Raw genomic sequence first — 22,458 nt, forward strand, 5'->3', positions numbered from 1 at the left:
GATGTCGCGACTCGGCAATCTCGGCGCCCGGCTCTACCGCGGCGAGGTCGGCTACGACTTCATCCGCAACCGCAAGATCTGGTACGGCGTCTCGATACTGATCACCATCACGGCCATCATCGGCGTGGCGGTCGGTGGTCTCCGTATGGGGATCGAGTTCCAGGGGGGCGCGGTCTTCACGACCGACACCAGGGCCAAGATCTCCACGGCCCAGGCCACGGAGGTGGCGACCGAGGCATCCGGCCACCACGCCATCGTCCAGGAGCTGGGCAACGGCGGTCTGCGCATCCAGATCACCGAGGTCGACACCGCCAAGGCCAACGAGATCAAGGAGACCCTCTCCCAGGAACTCGGCATCCCCGCCGGGGAGATCAACGCGGACCTGGTCGGCCCCAGCTGGGGCGAGCAGATCGCCAACAAGGCCTGGACCGGCCTCGTGGTCTTCATGATCCTGGTGGTGATCTATCTGGCCATCGCCTTCGAGTGGCGGATGGCCGTCGCCGCCCTCATCGCGCTGATCCACGACATCACGATCACGGTCGGCGTCTACGCCCTGGTCGGCTTCGAGGTCACCCCGGGTACGGTGATCGGTCTGCTGACCATTCTCGGTTACTCCCTGTATGACACGGTGGTGGTCTTCGACAGCCTCAAGGAGGGCCAGAAGGACATCACCAAGCAGACCCGCTTCACGTACAGCGAGATCGCCAACCGGTCGATCAACAGCACCCTGGTCCGCTCCATCAACACCACCGTGGTGGCGCTGCTGCCGGTGGCCGGGCTGCTCTTCATCGGTGGCGGTGTCTTCGGCGCCGGCATGCTGAACGACATCTCGCTGTCGCTGTTCGTGGGCCTCGCCGCCGGTGCGTACTCCTCGATCTTCATCGCCACTCCGCTCGTCGCCGACCTCAAGGAACGCGACCCGCAGATGAAGGCGCTGAAGAAGCGGGTCCTCGCCAAGCGGGCGGCCGCGGCCGCCAAGGGCGACTTCCCCGAGGACGAGGCCCCCGTGGAGCCGCGCGAGGACGCCGCGACGGCGGGCTCGGCCATCGGCCACCCCCGCTCGCCCGGCCGCACCCGGGGGAAGCGCTGATGACCAGCACCACCGGATCGACCAGGGAACTGCTGCTCAGCCGGATCCGCGATGTCGCGGACTACCCGAAGCCGGGAGTGGTGTTCAAGGACATCACCCCGCTCCTGGCCGACCCGGTGGCCTTCACGGCGCTCACCGACGTCCTCGCGGAGCTGTGCGTACGGCACGGCGCCACGAAGATCGTCGGCCTGGAGGCCCGCGGCTTCATCCTGGCCGCGCCGGTCGCGGTCCGGGCGGGCATCGGCTTCGTCCCGGTCCGCAAGGCCGGGAAGCTCCCCGGCGCCACCCTCTCCCAGGCCTACGACCTGGAGTACGGCAGCGCGGAGATCGAGATCCACGCCGAGGACCTCACCGCCGAGGACCGGATCATGGTCATCGACGACGTCCTCGCCACCGGCGGCACCGCCGAGGCCTCGCTGGAGCTGATCCGGCGGGCCGGCGCCCAGGTCGCGGGCGTCTCGGTCCTCATGGAGCTGGGCTTCCTGGCGGGCCGGGCCCGGCTGGAGCCGGGGCTGCGGGGAGCTCCGCTGGAGGCCCTGATCACGGTCTGAGCACCCCCGAGCGGGAAGGGCGGGCACCCGGGAGCATCCGGGTGCCCGCCCTGCGTTCTCCCAGCTCTCACCGTCCCCGGGCGAGGACCTGCCGGGGGATCGTTACCATGGGCTTTCCGGGTACCCCGGATCCGCACGAGGAGCGCTCTTGCCAGACGAGGCCCAGTCAGCCGCCGCCCCGCAGCCCGACAAGCCCGTGGCGGCCCCCGCCACGCCCCGGAAGGCCGCGCCCTCGAACGCGCCGAAGCCCGCGCCCCCGGAGCCTGGCACCAGCTCCGCGCGCCCCCCGGCCGCCAAGCCCTCCGGCCCGCCCGCCGCGCAACCGGCCGCAGCCTCCCCGGCCCCCGCGAGCCCGGCCGCCGGACCTCCCGCCAAGCCCTCCGGCCCGCCCCCGCCGAAGCCCCCGGCCCCCACCCCGCCGCCGCCCGCCGTGAAGCCCGCCGCCCCGGCCGGATCAGCCTCCCGCCCCGGTGGCTCCTCCAACCGGGTGCGGGCCCGCCTCGCCCGACTGGGGGTGCAGCGCTCCAGCCCGTACAACCCGGTCCTGGAACCCCTCCTCCGTACGGTCCGGGGCAACGACCCCAAGATCGAGACGGCCACCCTCCGCCAGATCGAGCGCGCCTACCAGGTGGCCGAGCGCTGGCACCGCGGCCAGAAGCGCAAGAGCGGCGACCCGTACATCACCCACCCGCTCGCCGTCACCACGATCCTGGCCGAGCTGGGCATGGATCCTGCCACCCTCATGGCCGGGCTGCTCCACGACACCGTCGAGGACACCGAGTACGGCCTGGACACCCTCAAGCGCGAGTTCGGCGACCAGGTCGCCCTGCTCGTCGACGGCGTCACCAAGCTGGACAAGGTCAAGTTCGGCGAGGCCGCCCAGGCCGAGACCGTACGCAAGATGGTCGTCGCCATGGCCAAGGACCCCAGAGTCCTGGTCATCAAGCTCGCGGACCGCCTGCACAACATGCGCACCATGCGCTACCTCAAGCGGGAGAAGCAGGAGAAGAAGGCCCGCGAGACGCTGGAGATCTACGCTCCGCTGGCGCACCGGCTGGGGATGAACACCATCAAGTGGGAGCTGGAGGACCTCGCCTTCGCGATCCTCTACCCCAAGATGTACGACGAGATCGTCCGTCTCGTCGCGGAGCGGGCCCCCAAGCGCGACGAGTACCTGGCCATAGTGACCGACGAGGTCCAGGCCGACCTGCGCGCCGCCCGCATCAAGGCCACCGTCACCGGCCGCCCCAAGCACTACTACAGCGTCTACCAGAAGATGATCGTGCGCGGCCGCGACTTCGCCGAGATCTACGACCTGGTGGGCATCCGCGTCCTCGTCGACACCGTCCGCGACTGCTACGCGGCGCTCGGCACCGTCCACGCCCGGTGGAACCCGGTGCCAGGGCGGTTCAAGGACTACATCGCGATGCCCAAGTTCAACATGTACCAGTCGCTGCACACCACGGTGATCGGCCCCAGCGGCAAGCCCGTCGAGCTCCAGATCCGCACCTTCGACATGCACCGCCGCGCCGAGTACGGCATCGCCGCCCACTGGAAGTACAAGCAGGAGGCCGTGGCGGGCGCCTCCAAGGTCCGCACCGACGTCCCCAGGAACACCGGCCGCGGCCAGGACACCGTCAACGACATGGCGTGGCTGCGCCAGCTCCTGGACTGGCAGAAGGAGACCGAGGACCCCAGCGAGTTCCTGGAGTCCCTGCGCTTCGACCTCTCGCGCAACGAGGTCTTCGTCTTCACGCCCAAGGGCGACGTGATAGCGCTGCCCGCCGGTGCCACCCCGGTCGACTTCGCGTACGCCGTCCACACCGAGGTCGGCCACCGGACCATAGGAGCCCGTGTCAACGGGCGGCTGGTCCCGCTCGAATCGACCCTCGACAACGGCGACCTGGTGGAGGTCTTCACCTCCAAGGCAGCCGGGGCGGGCCCCTCCCGGGACTGGCTCGGCTTCGTCAAGTCACCGCGCGCCCGCAACAAGATCCGCGCCTGGTTCTCCAAGGAGCGGCGCGACGAGGCCATCGAGCAGGGCAAGGACGCCATCGCGCGCGCCATGCGCAAGCAGAACCTGCCGATCCAGCGCATCCTGACCGGCGACTCCCTCGTCACCCTCGCCCACGAGATGCGCTATCCCGACATCTCCTCGCTGTACGCGGCGATCGGAGAGGGGCATGTCGCCGCGGCCGGCGTCGTGCAGAAGCTGGTGCAGGCGCTCGGCGGCCACGACGAGGCCAACGAGGACCTGGCCGAATCCACACCGCCCTCGCACGGCGGGCGCGGCAAGCGCCGGGCCAACGCGGACCCCGGCGTCGTCGTCAAGGGCGTCGAGGACGTGTGGGTCAAGCTCGCCCGCTGCTGTACGCCGGTCCCCGGCGACCCGATCATCGGCTTCGTCACCCGGGGCAGCGGCGTCTCCGTGCACCGAGCCGACTGCGTCAACGTGGAGTCGCTCTCGCAGCAGCCCGAGCGCATCCTCGACGTCGAATGGGCCCCCACCCAGTCCTCGGTCTTCCTGGTCGCCATCCAGGTCGAGGCGCTGGACCGCTCCCGGCTCCTCTCCGACGTCACCCGGATCCTCTCCGACCAGCACGTCAACATCCTGTCGGCGGCCGTCCAGACCTCCCGCGACCGGGTGGCCACCTCCCGCTTCACCTTCGAGATGGGCGACCCCAAGCACCTGGGCCACGTCCTGAAGGCCGTACGCGGGGTGGAGGGCGTCTACGACGTCTACCGGGTCACCTCGGCGCGCAGGCCGTAACGAGGGGCGGCGGAAGCCCGCGGGCGGCCGTAGCAGCGGCGACGCAGAAGCCCGCAGGCCGTGACAGCGGCAACGGAAGAAGCCCCGGTACGCATCGCGCGTACCGGGGCTTCTCCGTCAGCCGTGGCTGGCTCAGCCGCCGAACTCCTCCAGGCCCTTCAGCGCCTGGTCCAGCAGCGCCTGGCGGCCCTCCAGCTCCTTGGCCAGCTTGTCCGCGCGGGCGTTGTTGCCCTGGGCGCGCGCGGTGTCGATCTGGCCGCGCAGCTTGTCCACCGCCGCCTGGAGCTGACCGGTCAGACCCTCGGCACGGGCCCGCGCCTCCGGGTTGGTCCGGCGCCACTCGGACTCCTCGGCCTCCTGGAGCGCCCGCTCCACCGCCTGCATCCGGCCCTCGACCTTCGGGCGGGCGTCACGCGGCACGTGGCCGATGGCCTCCCAGCGCTCGTTGATGGACCGGAAGGCGGCCCGGGACGCCTTGAGGTCCTTCACCGGCACCAGCTTCTCGGCCTCGGCGGCGAGCTCCTCCTTCAGCTTGAGGTTCTCGCCCTGCTCGGCGTCGCGCTCGGCGAAGACCTCGCCGCGGGCGGCGAAGAAGACGTCCTGGGCGCCGCGGAAGCGGTTCCACAGGTCGTCCTCGGCCTCGCGCTGGGCGCGGCCCGCCGCCTTCCACTCGGTCATCAGATCGCGGTAGCGCGCGGCCGTGCCGACCCAGTCCGTCGAACCGGACAGCGCCTCGGCCTCGGCGACCAGCTTCTCCTTGGCCCTGCGGGCCTCCTCGCGCTGGGCGTCCAGCGCGGCGAAGTGGGCCTTGCGCCGCTTGGAGAACGCCGAGCGGGCGTGCGAGAAACGGTGCCACAGCTCGTCGTCCGACTTGCGGTCCAGCCGGGGGAGACCCTTCCAGGTGTCCACCAGCGCCCGCAGCCGTTCACCGGCGGCGCGCCACTGCTCGCTCTTCGCCAGCTCCTCGGCCTCGGCGACCAGCGCCTCCTTGGCCTGCTTGGCCTCGTCGGCCTGCTTGGCCTTGAGGACCTTGCGCTCCTCGCGCCGCGCCTCGACCGTCGCCACGAGCGCGTCCAGCCGCTTGCGCAGCGCGTCCAGGTCGCCCACCGCGTGGTGCTCGTCCACCTGCTGCCGCAGGTGGTCGATCGCGGTCATCGCGTCCTTCGCCGACAGATCGGTGGTCTTCACCCGCCGTTCGAGGAGGCCGATCTCGACCACAATGCCGTCGTACTTGCGCTCGAAATAGGCCAGAGCCTCCTCAGGCGAACCGGCCTGCCACGATCCGACGACCTGCTCGCCGTCGGCTGTACGCACGTACACGGTGCCCGTCTCGTCGACGCGGCCCCACGGGTCGCTGCTCACAGCGCCTCCTCCACCTGATGCCTGCGAGGGGGTTCGCCCCCCGGGCATCGTCCACAGTTTCCTCGGGCGGGCCTCGCCCGCCCTGCACAACGCCAATCTAGGCGACCGGCCGCCCGGCTGTCCGCACTCCGCGCGGCCGAAGTTCTTCGCTCCCGCCCGGGGGCCCGGGGCGCCGGGCGCGCCCCGGTGGCGTGCCCGGATCAGCCCTTCTCGACGGCCGCCTTCTTGATCTCCACGGCCTTCTTCGGCGCACCGTCACCGGCGCCGCCCTCGACACCCGCGGCGCCGACCGTCTCGACGACCTTCAGGGAGTCCTTGTCGAGCTTGCCGAACGGGGTGTACGTCGGGGGCAGCTTGGTGTCCTTGTAGACCAGGAAGAACTGACTGCCGCCGGAGTCGGGCTGGCTGGTGTTGGCCATCGCCACCGTACCCGCGGGGAACGTCACCGTCCCGTCCTCGCCCGCCTTGCCGAGCCCGTCCAGGTTCTCGTCCGGGATGTTGTAGCCGGGGCCGCCCGTGCCGTCGCCCTTCGGGTCACCGCACTGCAGCACGTAGATGTTCTGGGTGGTGAGGCGGTGGCACTTGGTCCCGTCGAAGTAGCCCTTGTCCGCGAGCGCCTTGAAGGAGTTCGTCGTGTGCGGGGTCTTCGAGGCGTCCATGGTGAACGCTATGTCGCCCTGGCTCGTCCCCAGCGACATCGTGTACGTCGCCTTCTTGTCGATCGTCATCGGCGGCTCGGGCGCCTTGCTCTCGGTCTCCGAGGGCTCCGGCTCAGGGCTCTGGCTCGCGGCCGCCTCGTCCTTCCTGTCCTTGTCGTCGTCCTTGCCCGACAGCACGTACGCGCTCACGCCCACGACGGCCACCACGGCCACCGAGGCCGCGACGATCGCGGTGATGCGCTTCGTCCGGCGACGGGCTTCCTCCCGGCGCTTCTGCTGGCGCTCGAACTTCTCCCGGGCGAGCTGCCGCCTGCGCTGTTCGCTGCTGGACACCGGTGGGGCTCCTTGTTACGTCGTGACGTCGGGGGTACGTCGGGGAATCGGGTCTGGACTGCCCGTACCGTATATGGGTTACCTGTGTCATGAGGAGCGCCGGTAGGCTCTGAACTGCTGCGACCCATGCCGCCGCCGCATCCTCCGGACGAACATTAAGGACGATCGTGCTCATTGCCGGGTTCCCCGCCGGGGCCTGGGGGACCAACTGCTATCTGGTCGCCCCCGCCGCCGGTGAGGAGTGCGTGATCATCGACCCGGGCCACCAAGCCGCCCAGGGCGTCGAGGAGACGCTGAAGAAGCATCGGCTCAAGCCCGTCGCCGTCGTGCTCACCCACGGCCACATCGACCATGTCGCCTCGGTCGTCCCGGTCTGCGGCGCCCACGACGTCCCCGCCTGGATCCACCCCGAGGACCGCTACATGATGAGCGACCCGGAGAAGGCGCTCGGCCGCTCCATCGGGATGCCGCTCATGGGCGAGCTGACCGTGGGGGAGCCGGACGACCTCAAGGAGCTGACCGACGGCTCGAAGCTGACCCTGGCCGGGCTGGAGTTCGGCGTCTCGCACGCGCCCGGCCATACCAGGGGGTCGGTGACGTTCACGATGCCCGAGGCCGCGGACATCCCGCCGGTCCTCTTCTCGGGCGACCTGCTCTTCGCCGGCTCCGTCGGACGCACCGACCTGCCCGGCGGCGACCACGCCGAGCTGCTGAGGTCGCTGGCCCGTGTGTGCCTGCCCCTCGACGACTCGACCGTGGTGCTGTCCGGCCACGGCCCCCAGACCACCATCGGCCGCGAGCGCGCCGCCAACCCGTTCCTGAACGGACTGGACGCGGCGCCGCGCCGAGGAATGTAGACGAGAGACGTATCACGTGAGCACCTTCCAGGCCCCCAAGGGCACCTACGACCTCATCCCGCCGGACTCCGCCAAGTTCCTGGCGGTGCGCGAGGCCATCTCCGCGCCCCTGCGCGACTCTGGCTACGGCTACATCGAGACGCCCGGCTTCGAGAACGTGGAGCTGTTCGCGCGCGGAGTCGGTGAGTCCACCGACATCGTCACCAAGGAGATGTACACCCTCACCACGAAGGGCGGCGACCAGCTGGCGCTGCGCCCCGAGGGCACCGCCTCCGTCCTGCGCGCGGCGCTGGAGGCCAACCTCCACAAGGCCGGCAACCTCCCCGTCAAGCTCTGGTACTCCGGCTCGTACTACCGCTACGAGCGCCCGCAGAAGGGCCGCTACCGCCACTTCTCGCAGGTCGGCGCCGAGGCCATCGGAACCGAGGACCCGGTCCTCGACGCCGAGCTGATCATCCTGGCCGACCAGGCGTACCGCTCGCTGGGCCTGCGGCAGTTCCGCATCCTGCTGAACTCGCTGGGTGACAAGGAGTGCCGCCCGGTCTACCGGGAGGCGCTCCAGACCTTCCTGCGCGATCTCGACCTCGACGAGGAGACCCGCCGCCGCATCGAGATCAACCCGCTGCGCGTCCTGGACGACAAGCGGGCCGACGTGCAGAAGCAGCTCACCGACGCCCCCCGGCTCCGTGACTACCTCTGCGACGCCTGCAAGGCGTACCACGAGGAGGTCCGCGCGCTGCTCACGGCGGCGGGCGTGGTGTACGAGGACGACGAGAAGCTCGTCCGCGGCCTCGACTACTACACCCGCACCACCTTCGAGTTCGTCCACGACGGCCTGGGCTCCCAGTCCGCGGTGGGCGGCGGCGGCCGCTACGACGGCCTGTCCGAGATGATCGGCGGCCCCGCGCTGCCGTCCGTCGGCTGGGCCCTCGGCGTGGACCGCACGGTCCTCGCCCTGGAGGCCGAGGGCGTCGAGCTGGACCTCCCCGCCACCACCAGCGTGTACGCGGTCCCGCTCGGAGAGGAGGCCCGCCGTGCCCTCTTCGCCGTCGTCACCGAACTGCGCCGCGAGGGCGTCGCCGCCGACTTCGCCTTCGGCGGCCGGGGCCTCAAGGGCGCGATGAAGAGCGCCAACCGCTCCGGCGCGCGCTACACCCTGGTCGCGGGCGAACGCGATCTGGCCGAGGGCGTCGTCCAGCTCAAGGACATGGAGTCCGGCGAGCAGGCGGCGGTGCCGCTGGCCGAGGTGGCCGCGGAGCTGAAGAGCCGGCTCGGCTGAGCCCGGTAGGTCGTACGGAGAGGACGCGGCTCGGCTGAGCGGTCCTGCGGAGAGGGCGGGGACGGAGGCATCAGACCTCCGCCCCGCCCTCTCGTGTGGGCGGGGACGTCTCAGAGCTCCGCGCCCGGCGGCCTCCGGCCGTGGCGGACCCCGCCGAACGTCAACACGGCCGCCGCCGATTCATCCTCGCGCCCGTCCACCACGGGTTCCGTCACCCACCCCGACACCCTGCGGCGGAGGGTGCTTCCCGGCCACCGCCCGTACGTCTTTATGTTCATCGAACGGATGACCCGTCCCGGGGTGCGGCACAATGACCATGCCCGGCTGACCACTCAGTGATGGAACGGCGATATGACGACTGCAGCGGTAGACCACCAGCCCTCATCCGACCAGGAGGAGGACGGCGGCAAGCGCACCTTCGGGGCCGGACGGGGTCTCGCCCTGCTCCTGGTGATCACCGGCGCGGCCGGACTGCTGGCCTCCTGGATCATCACGATCGACAAGTTCAAGCTGCTGGAGGACCCCTCCTTCACCCCCGGCTGCAGCCTCAACCCCGTCGTCGCGTGCGGCAACATCATGAAGAGCGAGCAGGCCTCGGCCTTCGGGTTCCCCAACCCGATGCTCGGCCTGGTCACGTACGGCATGGTCATCGCCATCGGCATGGGCCTGCTCGCCGGTGCCCGCTACCGCGGCTGGTTCTGGCTCGGCCTCAACGCGGGCACCCTGTTCGGCGTCGGCTTCTGCACCTGGCTCCAGTACCAGTCGCTGTACAACATCAACTCGCTCTGCCTGTGGTGCTGCCTCGCCTGGGTCGCCACGATCATCATGTTCTGCTACGTGACCACGCACAACGTCAAGCACCGCATCCTCCCCGCGCCCGCCTGGCTGCGGAACGGGCTGACCGAGTTCCACTGGGTGCCGCCGGTGCTGTGGATCGGGATCATCGGCATGCTGATCCTGACCCGCTGGTGGGACTTCTGGACCAGCTGACCCCGACCGCCGACCCGACGCCCCCGACCGCCGACCCGACGCCCCCGGCCGCCTCTCCGCAGGCGGCCGGGGGCGTTGTCAGTGGGGTCGCTTAGGCTTCGTGACGTGGAGCCCGACCTCTTTACCGCAGCCGCCGAAGACCGCCAGGAGAAGGACCCGTCCGCCAGCCCCCTCGCTGTCCGGATGCGCCCTCGTGCCCTGGACGAGGTCGTCGGCCAGCAGCATCTGCTCAAGCCGGGCTCGCCGCTCCGCAGACTCGTCGAGGGGAGCGGCGGCCCGGCGGGCGCCTCCTCGGTGATCCTGTGGGGCCCGCCCGGCACCGGGAAGACGACTCTCGCGTACGTGGTCAGCAAGGCCACCAACAAGCGCTTCGTCGAACTGTCCGCGATCACCGCGGGCGTCAAGGAGGTCCGGGCCGTCATCGAGAGCGCCCGCCGCGCCTCCGGCGGCTTCGGCAAGGAGACCGTCCTCTTCCTGGACGAGATCCACCGCTTCTCCAAGGCCCAGCAGGACTCCCTGCTCCCCGCCGTGGAGAACCGCTGGGTGACCCTGATCGCGGCCACCACGGAGAATCCGTACTTCTCGGTGATCTCACCGCTGCTCTCGCGCTCCCTGCTGCTCACCCTGGAGCCGCTGACCGACGACGACCTGCGCGATCTGGTGCGCCGGGCGCTGACCGACGAGCGCGGCCTCGGCGGGGCGCTCACGCTGCCCGAGGACGCGGAGGCGCATCTGCTGCGCATCGCGGGCGGCGACGCGCGCCGGGTGCTCACGGCCCTGGAGGCGGCGGCCGGTGCGGCGCTCGCCACGCACGAGGCGGAGATCACGCTCAAGACGGTCGAGGCCACCGTCGACCGGGCCGCCGTGAAGTACGACCGGGACGGCGACCAGCACTACGACGTGGCCAGCGCGCTCATCAAGTCCATCCGCGGCTCCGACGTGGACGCCGCCCTGCACTATCTGGCCCGGATGATCGAGGCGGGGGAGGACCCCCGGTTCATCGCCCGGCGGCTGATGATCTCGGCCAGCGAGGACATCGGGCTCGCGGACCCCACCGCGCTGCCGACGGCGGTGGCGGCCGCCCAGGCCGTCGCCATGATCGGCTTCCCGGAGGCGGCGCTCACCCTGAGCCACGCCACGATCGCCCTCGCCCTCGCGCCGAAGTCCAACGCGGCGACGCTCGCGATCTCCGCCGCGCAGGAGGACGTCCGCAAGGGGCTCGCCGGCCCTGTCCCGGCCCATCTGCGCGACGGCCACTACAAGGGCGCGGCCAAGCTCGGCCACGCCCAGGGCTATGTCTATCCGCATGACGTCCAGGGCGGTATCGCAGCCCAGCAGTACGCCCCCGACGCGGTCAGCGACCGGCGGTACTACACCCCCACCCGGCACGGCGCCGAGGCGAGATACGCGGATGTGGTCGAGCGGGTCCGCGAGCGCCTGGGCCGCCGGGGCGGCGGTCCGGACCCGTCGTCCTGAACCACCCCGGTGCCGCCGTGGACCACCCGGGTCCCGCCCCGGACCGGCGCCCCGCCCGGAACGGCGTCCGGCCCTGAATCGCTCGGGGCACGGTCAGGACGCGGCCGCCTCGAAGAGCGTGTGCATCGCCCGGCGCAGCTCCGCGACATCCCGTACAGGCTCCGGAAACTCGAAGCGCGCGTCGAAGCACGACCCCTTGTGCTCCACGAAGCGGACCCGCAGCCCGAAGCGGTCCAGGGCCACGGGCACGGCGGCCGGCCGGTGCGAGGCGTACGCGCGGGCCGTGCGCTGCCCGAGCAGCGCGCACAGCGTGCGCATCCGGTCCTCGTGGGCGGCGTGCAGATGCTGGAGCAGCTCCGCCTCGTGGCAGGCCAGCGGATCGGGGGAGGCGTCCCGGAAGTCCTCCGCCTCGATGTCCTCGGCGCCCCAGAGGTCGTCCACGTACGCCTCGCCGAATTCCAGGCGCAGCATCATCCGGCCGGGCTCCGCGATGCCGGGTACGGAGGTGAGCCAGCCGGAGATCCAGGCCCGGCCCCGGATGCGGTGCGGCACGGAGACCGGGGCGACGTCCGTGATCTCCAGCACGGCGGTCAGCTCGTCGCCCTGCGCGTGGGTCGCGGCCCGGACGGCCGGGGAGTCCGCGGGGAATTCGAGGAAGAGATCGCCCTCGGGACCCACGCTCCGCGTGTCCGGCATCAGGGGTTCGGCGCGGGCCAGATCGAGCCCCGGTACGACGAGCAGCGCGGAGCAGGTACTCTGTACGAGAGTTCGTGTGCGCTCGGCTGCTGACGGCATCCGAGTGGTTTCAAGCCCGCTGGGACGCGGCTGACCACGATCAGATCGGCCTTCCGTCGTAGCAGCACCCTTTGAAGAGGTGCTGCCGCTGTCTGTGCTGTCCGTGACGTGAGTGGTGTTCCCAGGGCGAGACATGCGATCTCCTTGAGTAAGGTAAGCCTAACCTAACCTACAACGGAGGTCTGGAGAACGTGCCTAACCAGTCGCGTCCCAAGGTCAAGAAGTCGCGTGCCCTCGGCATCGCCCTGACGCCCAAGGCAGTCAAGTACTTCGAAGCGCGTCCGTACCCGCCGGGCGAGCACGGCCGTGGCCGCAAGCAGAACTCGGACTACAAGGTCCGTCTGCTGGAGAAGCAGCGCCTGCGTGCGCAGTACGACATCAGCGAGCGCCAGATGGCGCGCGCCTACGACCGCGCCAAGAAGGCCGAGGGCAAGACGGGCGAGGCGCTGGTCGTCGAGCTCGAGCGCCGTCTCGACGCCCTGGTCCTGCGCTCGGGCATCGCCCGCACCATCTACCAGGCCCGTCAGATGGTCGTCCACGGCCACATCGAGGTCAACGGCGGCAAGGTCGACAAGCCCTCCTTCCGCGTGCGCCCGGACGACATCGTCCAGGTCCGCGAGCGCAGCCGCTCCAAGGTCCCCTTCCAGGTGGCCCGCGAGGGTGGCTACGACACCGAGGGCGAGACCCCGCGCTACCTCCAGGTGAACCTGAAGGCCCTGGCCTTCCGCCTGGACCGGGACCCGAACCGCAAGGAGATCCCGGTGATCTGCGACGAGCAGCTCGTCGTCGAGTACTACGCCCGCTGATCCAGGCGTAGCCGCTCTCACCAGCGCTCCGGCCCGCCCCTCCCGCTCATCCGGGAGGCGGCGGGCCTTCGCGTTCCCCTAGGCCCTGGCCCGGACGCGGGCCCTGGCTGGGACCCGGAACCCGACTCGGACGCGGCCCCCGGCTCGCTCCCGGCTGCCGGCTCGGACTCAGGCCCCGACTCACCTCCGGGCCTCGGCTCGCTGCCGGCCCCGACTCACCTCCGAGCTCTGACCCCATCCCCTGCTCCCGACCCGCCCCGCGCCCCGGGCTCACTCCCGGCCCCCGGCCCGCTCGCGGAACCCGGTACCGCCCCGGGCGTGTCGCGCCGCTCCCGTACGCCCCCACCGGCACCGGCCCCGGCCGTCAGCGCCCGCTCCACCGCCGCGCCCCGCTCCAGCCGCCGCCCGGTTTGCACAGCCGCCTCGTACGCCGCGTCCCCCAGATCCCGCCGCAACCGCTCCTCGCACTCCGCGCGCGGTCGGCCGAAGTACGCCGAACCGAACAGCTGAAGCCCCACCGACGGCCAGATCCGTCCCGCCGCCCCCTGGAGCACCGCGGCCTCCTCGCCGTCGCCCTCCACCGCCGTCACCAGTGCCAGCAGCTCCAGCGAGAGCGCGGTCGAGAGCAGGTCGTCGAAGGTCCGGCCGATCGCCAGACACTCCCCGAGCATCCGCCGCGCCTGCTCCGGCCGCCCCCGCCGCAGCGCCGCGTAGGCCAGGACGTAGAGCGCGTACGCCCGTGCCCACCGCTCCCCGTGGTCCTCGCAGATCTCCCGGACCTCCTCGCAGATGGCCGCCGCCGCGTCCAGATCGCCCAGGAACGCCACAGCCATCGCCAGTTCGACCTGCGCCATCAGCACATTGCTGTTCAGCTCGCCGATCTCCCGGTAGCGGCCGAGCGCGTCCCGCAGCAGCTCCGCGGCGCGCGCCGGATCGTCCGTGACGGTCGCCAGACAGCCCGTGCGGTGGATCGCGTACGCCAGCGCCGTGGAGTCCCCGGACCGCTCGGCCTCCTCCCGGCACTCCTGGAGGGCGGAGACCGCCCCGACCGCGTCCCCCTGGAGCACCGCGACATACCCCAGCACCCACAGCACCTTCAGTCGGGAGGTGCCGTACGGGGTCGGCTCCTCCAATACGTGCTCCAGCCAGTACCGGCCCTCCGCCAGGCGCCCGCACCCGGCCCAGTAGAACCAGAGCGAGCCCGCCAGGTGCTGGGCGAGGTGCACCTCCTTCGGGCTCTCCATCGAGTACTCCATCGCCCGGCGCAGATTGGGCAGCTCACCGTCGATCCGGGCCGCCACCTCCGCCTGGCGCGGCGAGAACCAGTCCAGCTCGCACCAGGTGGCGAGCCCCAGGAACCAGTCCCGGTGGCGCCGCCGCATCCGCCCGGTGTCCCCGGCCGCCGCCAGCCACTCGGCCCCGTACTCGCGCACCGACTCCAGCAGTCGGTAGCGGGTGGTGCCCGTACCGTCCTCGCGCTCCACAACCGACTGGGCCAGCAGCTCCTCCAGCACGTCGAGCACCGCATCGGCCGGCAGCCCCGCACCGCCGCAGACGTACTCGGCGGCCTCCAGGTCGAACTGCCCGGCGAAGACCGAGAGCCGCGCCCACAGCAGCCGTTGCGCGGGCGTGCACAGCTCGTGGCTCCAGCCGATCGCCGTGCGCAGCGCCCGGTGGCGGGGCGGAGCGCCGCGGCTGCCGCCGGTCAGCAGCCGGAACCGGTCGTCCAGGCGCAGCAGCACCTGGTCGACCGAGAGGGCGCGCAGCCGTCCCGCCGCCAGTTCGAGCGCCAGCGGCACCCCGTCCAGGCGGCGGCACAGCTCCAGCGCCGCTGCCCGGTCCGCGGCCGTCTCCTCCCGCTCCGGCCGCACCGCGCGGGCCCGTTCCTCGAACAGCTCCACCGCGTCCGCCTCGCACATAGGCGCGAGAGTGAACGTCACTTCACCGTCCACCAGGAGCGGGCGGCGCCCGGCCGCGAGCACCCGGAGCCCCGGCGCCCGGCGCAGCAACTCCCGTACGAGATCGGCGCAGGCGTCCACCAGGTGCTCGAAGCCGTCCAGCACCAGCAGCGTCCGGCGCCCACGCAGGTGCTCGACGAGGGCGGTGCGCGGCGGCCTGCCGGTGTGGTCGGTCAGCCCCAGCGCCTCGGCCACGGTGTGTTCCAGCAGCTCCGGATCGTGCACGGGGGACAGCTCGGTGAGCCAGACCCCGTCGCAGTACCGTTTCTCCAACTGTGCGGCGGTCCTGCTGACACAGCGGGTCTTGCCGACGCCCGCCCCTCCGACGACGGTGACGAGTCTGGACTCCTCCAGCAGCCCGCGCAGCGCGGCCAGTTCGTCCGCGCGGCCGACGAACCGGTTCAGCTCCGCCGGGACGTTGCCGACCGGGACGGCACGGGCCGGGGCGCCGACGGCCGGGGCGTCGTCGCCTGCCGGGGTGGAGGGACGGGGGCCACGGGTGTCCGGGTGCGTGGAGCGGCGCTGCAGGTGTCGCATGAAACACGCAGAGTACTGCTCTGGAAGCTCTCCGTACAAACGCGTTGATCGGCTCCCTTCCGGTCCGTCCCGAATGCCCGGGGCCCGCAGGGAATGCGGTAGGGGAGGCGATGCGCGGCGCGATAGGCTCGTGGGACATGGCCCCGAGGGGGCCGAGTGACGAGCAGAGAGCGGTGCACAGTGTCCGGTGGAGAGGTGGCCGGGATCATCGTGGCCGTCTTCTGGGCGATCCTGGTCTCGTTCCTCGCCGTGGTGCTGGTGAGGCTCGCCCAGACGCTCAGGGCGACCACCAGACTCGTGGCGGAGGTGACCGAACAGGCCGTGCCGCTGCTCGCCGACGCCTCGGCCACGGTCCGGTCCGCGCAGACCCAGCTGGACAAGGTCGACGCCATCGCGAGCGACGTCCAGGAGGTCACCTCCAACGCTTCCGCGCTCTCCACGACCGTCGCCTCCACCTTCGGCGGACCGCTCGTCAAGGTCGCCGCGTTCGGCTACGGCGTCCGGCAGGCCCTCGGCCGCCGCACCGCCCCCTCTCCCGAACCGGAACCGGAACAGGCCCGGGGCCGCTCCTCCGTCCGCCGTACGGTGATCGTCGGCCGCACCGTGCCGTCGGCGCGCGGACGCAAGCGCGACCGCCGAAACCCCCGCGGACAGAAGGACTGATCCAGCGATGTTCCGCCGTACGTTCTGGTTCACCGCCGGCGCAGCCGCCGGTGTCTGGGCCACCACCAAGGTCAACCGCAAGCTCAGGCAGCTGACGCCCGAGAGTCTCGCCGCGCAGGCCGCGGACAAGGCGATCGAGACCGGCCACAAGCTCAAGGACTTCGCCCTCGACGTCCGCGAGAACATGGTCCGGCGCGAAGCCGAACTGGGCGGCGCCCTGGGCCTCGAAGCACCGGTCGACCCCGACCTTCCTGTACAGCGGCACTACGCCGTGGAGGCATCGGCCGAGCCCGCCGCCCGCCCCGGCACGTACCGCACGCTCCCCTACAAGACGAACAACCGGAATGAGGACCACTAATGGAGTCGGCTGAAATTCGCCGCCGCTGGCTGAGCTTCTTCGAGGAGCGCGGTCACACCGTCGTGCCTTCGGCGTCGCTCATCGCGGACGACCCGACTCTGCTGCTGGTCCCCGCGGGCATGGTCCCCTTCAAGCCGTACTTCCTCGGTGAGGTCAAGCCGCCCGCCCCGCGCGTCACCAGCGTGCAGAAGTGCGTGCGTACGCCGGACATCGAAGAGGTCGGCAAGACCACCCGACACGGCACGTTCTTCCAGATGTGCGGGAACTTCTCCTTCGGGGACTACTTCAAGGAAGGCGCCATCCAGCTCGCCTGGGAGGCGCTGACCAACTCCGTCGAGGACGGCGGCTACGGTCTCGACCCCGAGAAGCTCTGGATCACGGTCTACCTCGACGACGACGAGGCCGAGGCCATCTGGCGCGACAAGATCGGCGTCCCCGCCGAGCGCATCCAGCGCCTGGGCAAGAAGGACAACTTCTGGTCCATGGGCGTCCCCGGCCCCTGCGGACCCTGCTCCGAGATCAACTACGACCGCGGCCCCGAGTTCGGCGTCGAGGGCGGCCCGGCCGTCAACGACGAGCGGTACGTGGAGATCTGGAACCTGGTCTTCATGCAGTACGAGCGGGGCGCGGGCGACGGCAAGGAGGACTTCCCGATCCTCGGGGACCTGCCGTCCAAGAACATCGACACCGGTCTCGGCCTGGAACGCCTGGCGATGATCCTCCAGGGCGTACAGAACATGTACGAGACCGACACCCTGCGCGTCGTCATGGACAAGGCCACCGAGCTGACCGGCGTCCGCTACGGCGCCGAGAACGGCACGGACGTCTCGCTCCGCGTCGTCGCCGACCACATCCGCACGTCGGTGATGCTCATCGGCGACGGCGTCACCCCCGGCAACGAGGGCCGCGGCTACGTGCTGCGCCGCATCATGCGCCGCGCCATCCGCAACATGCGCCTGCTGGGCGCCACCGGCACGGTCGTCAAGGACCTGATCGACGTCGTGATCGACACGATGGGGCTGCAGTACCCGGAGCTGATCACCGACCGCAGGCGCATCGAGACGGTCGCGCTCGCGGAGGAGGCCGCCTTCCTCAAGGCCCTCAAGGGCGGCACCAACATCCTGGAGACCGCGGTCACCGAGACCAAGGCCGCCGGTGGCAAGGTCCTCGCCGGGGACAAGGCGTTCCTGCTCCACGACACCTGGGGCTTCCCGATCGACCTGACCCTGGAGATGGCCGCCGAGCAGGGGCTCTCCGTGGACGAGGACGGCTTCCGCCGCCTCATGCAGGAGCAGCGCGACAAGGCCAAGGCCGACGCCCGCGCCAAGAAGACCGGTCACGCCGACCTGTCCGCCTACCGGGAGGTCGCGGACGCCTCCGGTGCCACCGAGTTCACCGGCTACACCAGCCTGGCCGGCGAGTCGACCATCGTCGGGCTGCTGGTCGACGGCGTGCCCTCGCCCGCCGCGACCGAGGGCGACGAGGTCGAGGTCGTCCTGGACCGCACCCCCTTCTACGCCGAGGGCGGCGGCCAGCTCGCGGACACCGGCCGTATCCGGCTCGACACCGGTGCCGTGATCGAGGTCCGCGACGTCCAGAAGCCGGTCCCCGGCGTCCACGTCCACAAGGGCGTCGTCCAGGTCGGTGAGGTCACGGTCGGGGCCCCCGCCTTCGCCTCCATCGACGCCACCCGCCGCCGGGCCATCGCCCGCGCCCACAGCGCCACCCACCTCACCCACCAGGCGCTGCGCGACGCGCTCGGCCCGACGGCCGCCCAGGCTGGCTCCGAGAACTCCCCGGGCCGCTTCCGGTTCGACTTCGGGTCGCCCGCCGCCGTTCCCGGCACGGTCCTCACCGACGTCGAGCAGCGGATCAACGAGGTCCTGTCGCGCGAACTCGACGTCCAGGCCGAGGTCATGTCGATCGACGAGGCCAAGAAGCAGGGCGCCATCGCGGAGTTCGGCGAGAAGTACGGAGAGCGGGTCCGGGTCGTCACCATCGGGGACTTCTCCAAGGAGCTGTGCGGCGGCACCCACGTCCACAACACCGCCCAGCTCGGCTTGGTCAAGCTGCTCGGCGAGTCCTCCATCGGCTCCGGCGTGCGCCGGATCGAGGCCCTGGTCGGCGTGGACGCGTACAACTTCCTGGCCAGGGAGCACACGGTCGTCGCCCAGCTCCAGGAACTCGTCAAGGGCCGCCCCGAGGAACTGCCGGAGAAGATCGCGGGCATGCTCGGCAAGCTGAAGGACGCCGAGAAGGAGATCGAGAAGTTCCGCGCGGAGAAGGTGCTGGCCGCCGCCGCCGGACTGGCCGACTCCGCCAAGGACGTCCGGGGCGTCGCCCTGGTCACCGGCCAGGTCCCCGACGGCACCTCCGCCGACGACCTGCGCAAGCTGGTCCTGGACGTGCGCGGCCGGATCCAGGGCGGCCGCCCGGCCGTCGTGGCGCTGTTCACCACCGCCAACAACCGCCCGCTCACGGTGATCGCCACCAACGAGGCCGCCCGCGAGCGCGGTCTCAAGGCCGGTGACCTCGTCCGTACGGCCGCCAAGACGCTCGGTGGCGGTGGCGGCGGCAAGCCGGACGTCGCCCAGGGCGGCGGCACGGACCCGGCCGCCGTCGGTGACGCCGTCGCCGCCGTCGAGCGCCTCGTCACCGAGACCGCGTGACGGACTCGATGACACCGATGCGCCGCGGACGACGGCTCGCCGTCGACGTCGGGGACGCCCGGATCGGGGTCGCCTCGTGCGACCCCGACGGGATCCTGGCCACGCCGGTGGAGACCGTGCCGGGACGAGACGTCCCGGCCGCCCACCGGCGGCTGGTGGCCATCGTCGAGGAGTACGAGCCGATCGAGGTGATCCTCGGCCTGCCCCGCTCCCTCGGCGGTGGCGAGGGCCCCGCGGCAGCCAAGGTCCGCGACTTCGCCCAGACGTTCGCCCGTTCGATCGCCCCCGTTCCGGTGCGGCTGGTCGACGAGAGGATGACCACAGTGACGGCCAGCCAGGGACTGCGCGCCTCGGGCGTGAAGTCCAAGAAGGGCCGGTCTGTCATCGACCAGGCTGCCGCTGTGGTGATCCTTCAGAACGCTCTGGAGTCCGAACGGGCGTCAGGCAATCCCCCGGGAGAGGGCGTCGAAGTGGTTGTCTGATCGCGATACGGTAACGTTCCGCGCGATGCGGCGGTGGTTCGAACAAACACCGCACAGCGAAGAGGCGGAACCTCGTCTCGCGGCTCTAGGGGATCGATGACTGAGTATGGCCGGGGCCCCGGCTCCGAACCGTGGCATCCCGAGGACCCCTTGTACGGGGACCAGGGATGGGGAGGCCGGCAGGCCGCCCACGGCCAGGGCCAGTACGGCGACCAGCAGCAGTCCTATCCGCAGGACCCCTACGCCCAGCAGCACCAGCAGTACCCGCAGCAGCAGGCGTACGACCAGCACCAGCAGTACGGGCAGCAGCAGTACGACCCCTCGCAGCAGCAGTACGACCTCTCGCAGCAGCACCAGCAGTACGGCACGCCGCAGCAGGACCCGTACGGTCAGCAGCCCCACGCCCAGCCGCAGTACGACGGCGGCTGGGACTCCGGGCAGGGGACCGCCCTGTCGTACGGGGCCGAGCCCCAGGACCCGTACACCCATCAGCAGCCTCCCGGCTACGGCGAATCGCACGACTACTACGGCACGCCCGACGCCTACCCCCCGCCGCAGCCGCCGGGCCACCGCGAGACCCCCGGGCAGCAGCAGCCGCAGGCCCAGCAGGCCCCGCAGCACGGGCGGCCCGAGCAGCAGGGGAAGCCGTCGCCGGACTGGGACCCGGACGAGCCGCAGGAAGAGACGCATCCTTTCTTCACCGGCGCCGACGAGCCCGCCGGCCGTGACTCCCACGAGCCCCGCGACGGCGACGACGACCCCGACGACGACTCCTCGCGCGCCTCGCGCCGGGAGCGCGGCAGCAGGGAGCGCAGGGGCGGCAAGACCAAGAAGAAGAGCCGCAACGGCTGCGCCTGCCTGGTGGTCTCCCTCGTCCTGGTCGGCGGCCTCGGGGGAGTGACGTACGTCGGCTACAACTTCTGGCAGGACAAGTTCGGCGCCCCGGCCGACTACGCGGGATCCGGCACGGACGAGCAGGTCGAGGTCGAGATCCCCGAGGGGGCGCTCGGCTACGACATCGCCAACATCCTGCGCAAGAAGGGCGTCATCAAGTCCTCCGACGCCTTCGTCGCGGCACAGAACGACAACCCCAAGGGCAAGTCGATCCAGGCCGGCGTCTACCTCCTCAACAAGGAGATGTCGGGAGCCGCCGCGGTCGCCCTGATGCTCGACAACAAGAGCCAGAACCTCCTGGTGATCCCCGAGGGCACCCGTAACGTCGCGGTCTACGAGAAGATCGACGCCCGGCTCGGCCTGGACAAGGGCACCACGGAGAAGGTCGCCAAGACCAAGGCGGAGTCCCTGGGCCTGCCCGACTGGGTCAAGGACGACCCGGACGTGAAGGACCCGCTGGAGGGCTTCCTCTACCCGGCGGCGTACCCGGTGGCCAAGGGCTCGAAGCCCGAGGACGCGCTGAAGCGGATGGTCACGCGGGCCAACAAGGAGTACGACAAGCTCGACCTGGAAGCGGCGGCCAAGAAGTACCAGCTGGACGGCCCGTGGCAGGTGCTGACGGTGGCGAGTCTGGTGCAGGCGGAGGGCCTCACGCACGACGACTTCCGCAAGATGGCCGAGGTCGTCTACAACCGGCTCAAGCCCGACAACACGGTCACCAACCGCAAGGTCGAGTTCGACTCGTCGTTCAACTACCTCATGAAGCAGAGCAAGATCAAGATCAGCACCAAGGAGATCCGCTCCAACCCGGACCCGTACAACACCTACTACCACACGGGCCTTCCGCCGGGGCCGATCAGCAACCCGGGCGTCGACGCCCTCAAGGCATCGCTCAACCCGACGTCGAACGGCTGGATGTTCTTCATCTCGCTCGACGGCAAGAAGACCGAGTTCACGAAGACCATCGACGAGCACGAGAAGCTGAACAACAAGTGGAAGGAGCAGCAGGGACTTGGCTGACAGCCGCCGCCGGGCCGCCGTCCTCGGCTCGCCCGTCGCCCACTCGCTCTCCCCGGTGCTGCACCGCGCCGCCTACGCCGAACTCGGCCTCCACGACTGGTCCTACGACCGGTTCGAGGTCGACGAGGCGGCGCTGCCCGGCTTCGTCGAGGGGCTGGACTCCTCCTGGGCGGGGCTGTCCCTGACCATGCCGCTCAAGCGGGCGGTCATCCCGCTGCTGGACGAGATCAGCCCGACGGCCGCCTCCGTGGAGGCCGTCAACACGCTCGTGTTCACCGAGGACGGGCGCCGGATCGGTGACAACACGGACATCCCCGGCATGATCGCCGCCCTGCGGGAGCGCGGCGTCGAGAAGGTCGAGTCCGCCGCGATCCTGGGCGCCGGAGCCACCGCCTCCTCCGCCCTCGCCGCGCTCGCGGTGATCTGTGCCGGACCGGTCACCGCCTACGTGCGCAGCAAGGAGCGCGGCGACGAGATGCGCGGCTGGGGGCAGCGGCTCGGCGTGGACGTCCGGGTGGCCGACTGGGCCGACGGTTCGCAGGCGCTCGACGCACCGCTCGTCGTCGCGACCACCCCGGCGGGCACCACCGACGCCCTCGCCACCGGCGTGCCGGATCGGCCGGGCATCCTCTTCGACGTGCTGTACGCACCCTGGCCGACGCCCCTCGCCGCCGCCTGGTCGGCCCGTGGCGGTGCCGTCGTCGGCGGCCTCGACCTCCTCGTCCACCAGGCGCTGCTCCAGGTCGAGCAGATGACCGGGCGCCGCCCGGCCCCGCTGGCGGCCATGCGGCGGGCCGGGGAAGCGGCGCTCGCGGGGCGCTGACGCATTCGACCTGATGAACAGGCGTCCGGTTGCTGGACCGGCGGCCGGACACCGTCCACAGTCGTGGGAGGATCGACGGCGGCGGG

The 22,458-nt window shown here is 71.1% G+C and carries 18 protein-coding genes; 14 read left to right on the forward strand and 4 right to left on the reverse strand.

The genetic code is table 11. From position 1 onward, the window contains the following. Position 1: 1 nt before the first annotated feature. The 3 genes from secF to AC0682_RS01555 all read left to right on the forward strand — a co-directional run bounded on the left by secF (position 2) and on the right by AC0682_RS01555 (position 4,411). Positions 2-1,090, forward strand: coding sequence for a protein translocase subunit SecF (secF, locus tag AC0682_RS01545; RefSeq protein WP_254812991.1), 1,089 nt, complete (start codon positions 2-4; stop codon positions 1,088-1,090). After that, complete coding sequence (locus AC0682_RS01550; RefSeq protein WP_254812992.1) at positions 1,090-1,641, forward strand: adenine phosphoribosyltransferase; 552 nt, start codon at positions 1,090-1,092, stop codon at positions 1,639-1,641. Before secF ends, AC0682_RS01550 begins: the two co-directional genes overlap by 1 nt. A gap of 148 nt (positions 1,642-1,789) precedes the next feature. Continuing rightward, positions 1,790-4,411 carry a RelA/SpoT family protein gene (locus tag AC0682_RS01555; RefSeq protein WP_437441651.1) on the forward strand — a complete coding sequence of 874 codons (2,622 nt, stop codon included), beginning with the start codon at positions 1,790-1,792 and terminating at the stop codon, positions 4,409-4,411. A 132-nt stretch (positions 4,412-4,543) separates the two neighbouring features. On the opposite strand, the gene AC0682_RS01560 is transcribed toward AC0682_RS01555, so the two are convergent. Both AC0682_RS01560 and AC0682_RS01565 read right to left on the reverse strand, forming a co-directional pair. Further along, positions 4,544-5,773 (reverse strand): DUF349 domain-containing protein, encoded by a 1,230-nt coding sequence (locus tag AC0682_RS01560; RefSeq protein ID WP_254812993.1) that lies wholly within the window; start codon positions 5,771-5,773, stop codon positions 4,544-4,546. 200 nt (positions 5,774-5,973) lie between these two features. Then, positions 5,974-6,765, reverse strand: a complete 792-nt coding sequence (locus tag AC0682_RS01565; RefSeq protein ID WP_254812994.1) for a peptidylprolyl isomerase — start codon at positions 6,763-6,765, stop codon at positions 5,974-5,976. A 167-nt stretch (positions 6,766-6,932) separates the two neighbouring features. On the opposite strand from AC0682_RS01565, the gene AC0682_RS01570 reads away from it, so the two are divergent. The 4 genes from AC0682_RS01570 to AC0682_RS01585 all read left to right on the forward strand — a co-directional run bounded on the left by AC0682_RS01570 (position 6,933) and on the right by AC0682_RS01585 (position 11,367). After that, positions 6,933-7,622, forward strand: coding sequence for an MBL fold metallo-hydrolase (locus tag AC0682_RS01570; RefSeq protein WP_254812995.1), 690 nt, complete (start codon positions 6,933-6,935; stop codon positions 7,620-7,622). Positions 7,623-7,638: 16 nt separating this feature from the next. After that, positions 7,639-8,901, forward strand: a complete 1,263-nt coding sequence (hisS, locus tag AC0682_RS01575; protein WP_254812996.1) for a histidine--tRNA ligase — start codon at positions 7,639-7,641, stop codon at positions 8,899-8,901. A 351-nt stretch (positions 8,902-9,252) separates the two neighbouring features. After that, positions 9,253-9,891, forward strand: a complete 639-nt coding sequence (locus tag AC0682_RS01580) for a vitamin K epoxide reductase family protein (RefSeq protein WP_254812997.1) — start codon at positions 9,253-9,255, stop codon at positions 9,889-9,891. A gap of 105 nt (positions 9,892-9,996) precedes the next feature. Continuing rightward, entirely contained in the window at positions 9,997-11,367 is a 1,371-nt protein-coding gene (locus tag AC0682_RS01585; protein WP_478530436.1) for a replication-associated recombination protein A, read from the forward strand. 93 nt (positions 11,368-11,460) lie between these two features. Here the strand turns inward: AC0682_RS01585 and AC0682_RS01590 are convergent, their stop codons facing one another. Further along, positions 11,461-12,162: a DUF2470 domain-containing protein gene (locus tag AC0682_RS01590; RefSeq protein WP_478530437.1), complete on the reverse strand. Its 702-nt coding sequence runs from the start codon at positions 12,160-12,162 to the stop codon at positions 11,461-11,463. 191 nt (positions 12,163-12,353) lie between these two features. On the opposite strand from AC0682_RS01590, the gene rpsD reads away from it, so the two are divergent. Then, entirely contained in the window at positions 12,354-12,968 is a 615-nt protein-coding gene (rpsD, locus tag AC0682_RS01595; protein WP_006123201.1) for a 30S ribosomal protein S4, read from the forward strand. A 215-nt stretch (positions 12,969-13,183) separates the two neighbouring features. Here rpsD and AC0682_RS01600 read toward each other — a convergent pair whose 3' ends face one another. After that, on the reverse strand, positions 13,184-15,463 hold the full coding sequence (locus AC0682_RS01600) for an ATP-binding protein (protein WP_478530438.1): 2,280 nt from the start codon (positions 15,461-15,463) through the stop codon (positions 13,184-13,186). Positions 15,464-15,658: 195 nt separating this feature from the next. Between AC0682_RS01600 and AC0682_RS01605 the strand changes: the two genes are divergently transcribed. The 6 genes from AC0682_RS01605 to AC0682_RS01630 all read left to right on the forward strand — a co-directional run bounded on the left by AC0682_RS01605 (position 15,659) and on the right by AC0682_RS01630 (position 22,372). Next, complete coding sequence (locus tag AC0682_RS01605; RefSeq protein WP_254813001.1) at positions 15,659-16,126, forward strand: DUF948 domain-containing protein; 468 nt, start codon at positions 15,659-15,661, stop codon at positions 16,124-16,126. Between the two features lie 7 nt (positions 16,127-16,133). Then, complete coding sequence (locus tag AC0682_RS01610) at positions 16,134-16,484, forward strand: hypothetical protein (RefSeq protein ID WP_254813002.1); 351 nt, start codon at positions 16,134-16,136, stop codon at positions 16,482-16,484. Next, positions 16,484-19,153, forward strand: a complete 2,670-nt coding sequence (gene alaS / locus AC0682_RS01615) for an alanine--tRNA ligase (RefSeq protein ID WP_478530439.1) — start codon at positions 16,484-16,486, stop codon at positions 19,151-19,153. Before AC0682_RS01610 ends, alaS begins: the two co-directional genes overlap by 1 nt. A gap of 8 nt (positions 19,154-19,161) precedes the next feature. After that, on the forward strand, positions 19,162-19,635 hold the full coding sequence (ruvX, locus tag AC0682_RS01620) for a Holliday junction resolvase RuvX (protein ID WP_254813298.1): 474 nt from the start codon (positions 19,162-19,164) through the stop codon (positions 19,633-19,635). 96 nt (positions 19,636-19,731) lie between these two features. Next, entirely contained in the window at positions 19,732-21,549 is a 1,818-nt protein-coding gene (gene mltG, locus AC0682_RS01625) for an endolytic transglycosylase MltG (RefSeq protein ID WP_478530440.1), read from the forward strand. Beyond that, positions 21,542-22,372 (forward strand): shikimate dehydrogenase, encoded by an 831-nt coding sequence (locus tag AC0682_RS01630; protein WP_478530441.1) that lies wholly within the window; start codon positions 21,542-21,544, stop codon positions 22,370-22,372. Before mltG ends, AC0682_RS01630 begins: the two co-directional genes overlap by 8 nt. Positions 22,373-22,458 lie beyond the last annotated feature (86 nt).

The sequence above is a fragment of the Streptomyces sp. NPDC043746 genome, from assembly GCF_056436485.1.

Excerpts from the sequence above, each read along its gene's own strand:
- secF (WP_254812991.1), top strand. The coding sequence starts at position 2 with ATGTCGCGACTCGGCAATCTCGGCGCCCGGCTCTACCGCGGCGAGGTC.
- AC0682_RS01550 (WP_254812992.1), top strand. The coding sequence starts at position 1,090 with ATGACCAGCACCACCGGATCGACCAGGGAACTGCTGCTCAGCCGGATC.
- AC0682_RS01580 (WP_254812997.1), top strand. The coding sequence starts at position 9,253 with ATGACGACTGCAGCGGTAGACCACCAGCCCTCATCCGACCAGGAGGAG.
- AC0682_RS01590 (WP_478530437.1), bottom strand. The coding sequence starts at position 12,162 with ATGCCGTCAGCAGCCGAGCGCACACGAACTCTCGTACAGAGTACCTGC.
- AC0682_RS01600 (WP_478530438.1), bottom strand. The coding sequence starts at position 15,463 with ATGCGACACCTGCAGCGCCGCTCCACGCACCCGGACACCCGTGGCCCC.
- AC0682_RS01610 (WP_254813002.1), top strand. The coding sequence starts at position 16,134 with ATGTTCCGCCGTACGTTCTGGTTCACCGCCGGCGCAGCCGCCGGTGTC.
- alaS (WP_478530439.1), top strand. The coding sequence starts at position 16,484 with ATGGAGTCGGCTGAAATTCGCCGCCGCTGGCTGAGCTTCTTCGAGGAG.
- ruvX (WP_254813298.1), top strand. The coding sequence starts at position 19,162 with ATGACACCGATGCGCCGCGGACGACGGCTCGCCGTCGACGTCGGGGAC.
- mltG (WP_478530440.1), top strand. The coding sequence starts at position 19,732 with ATGACTGAGTATGGCCGGGGCCCCGGCTCCGAACCGTGGCATCCCGAG.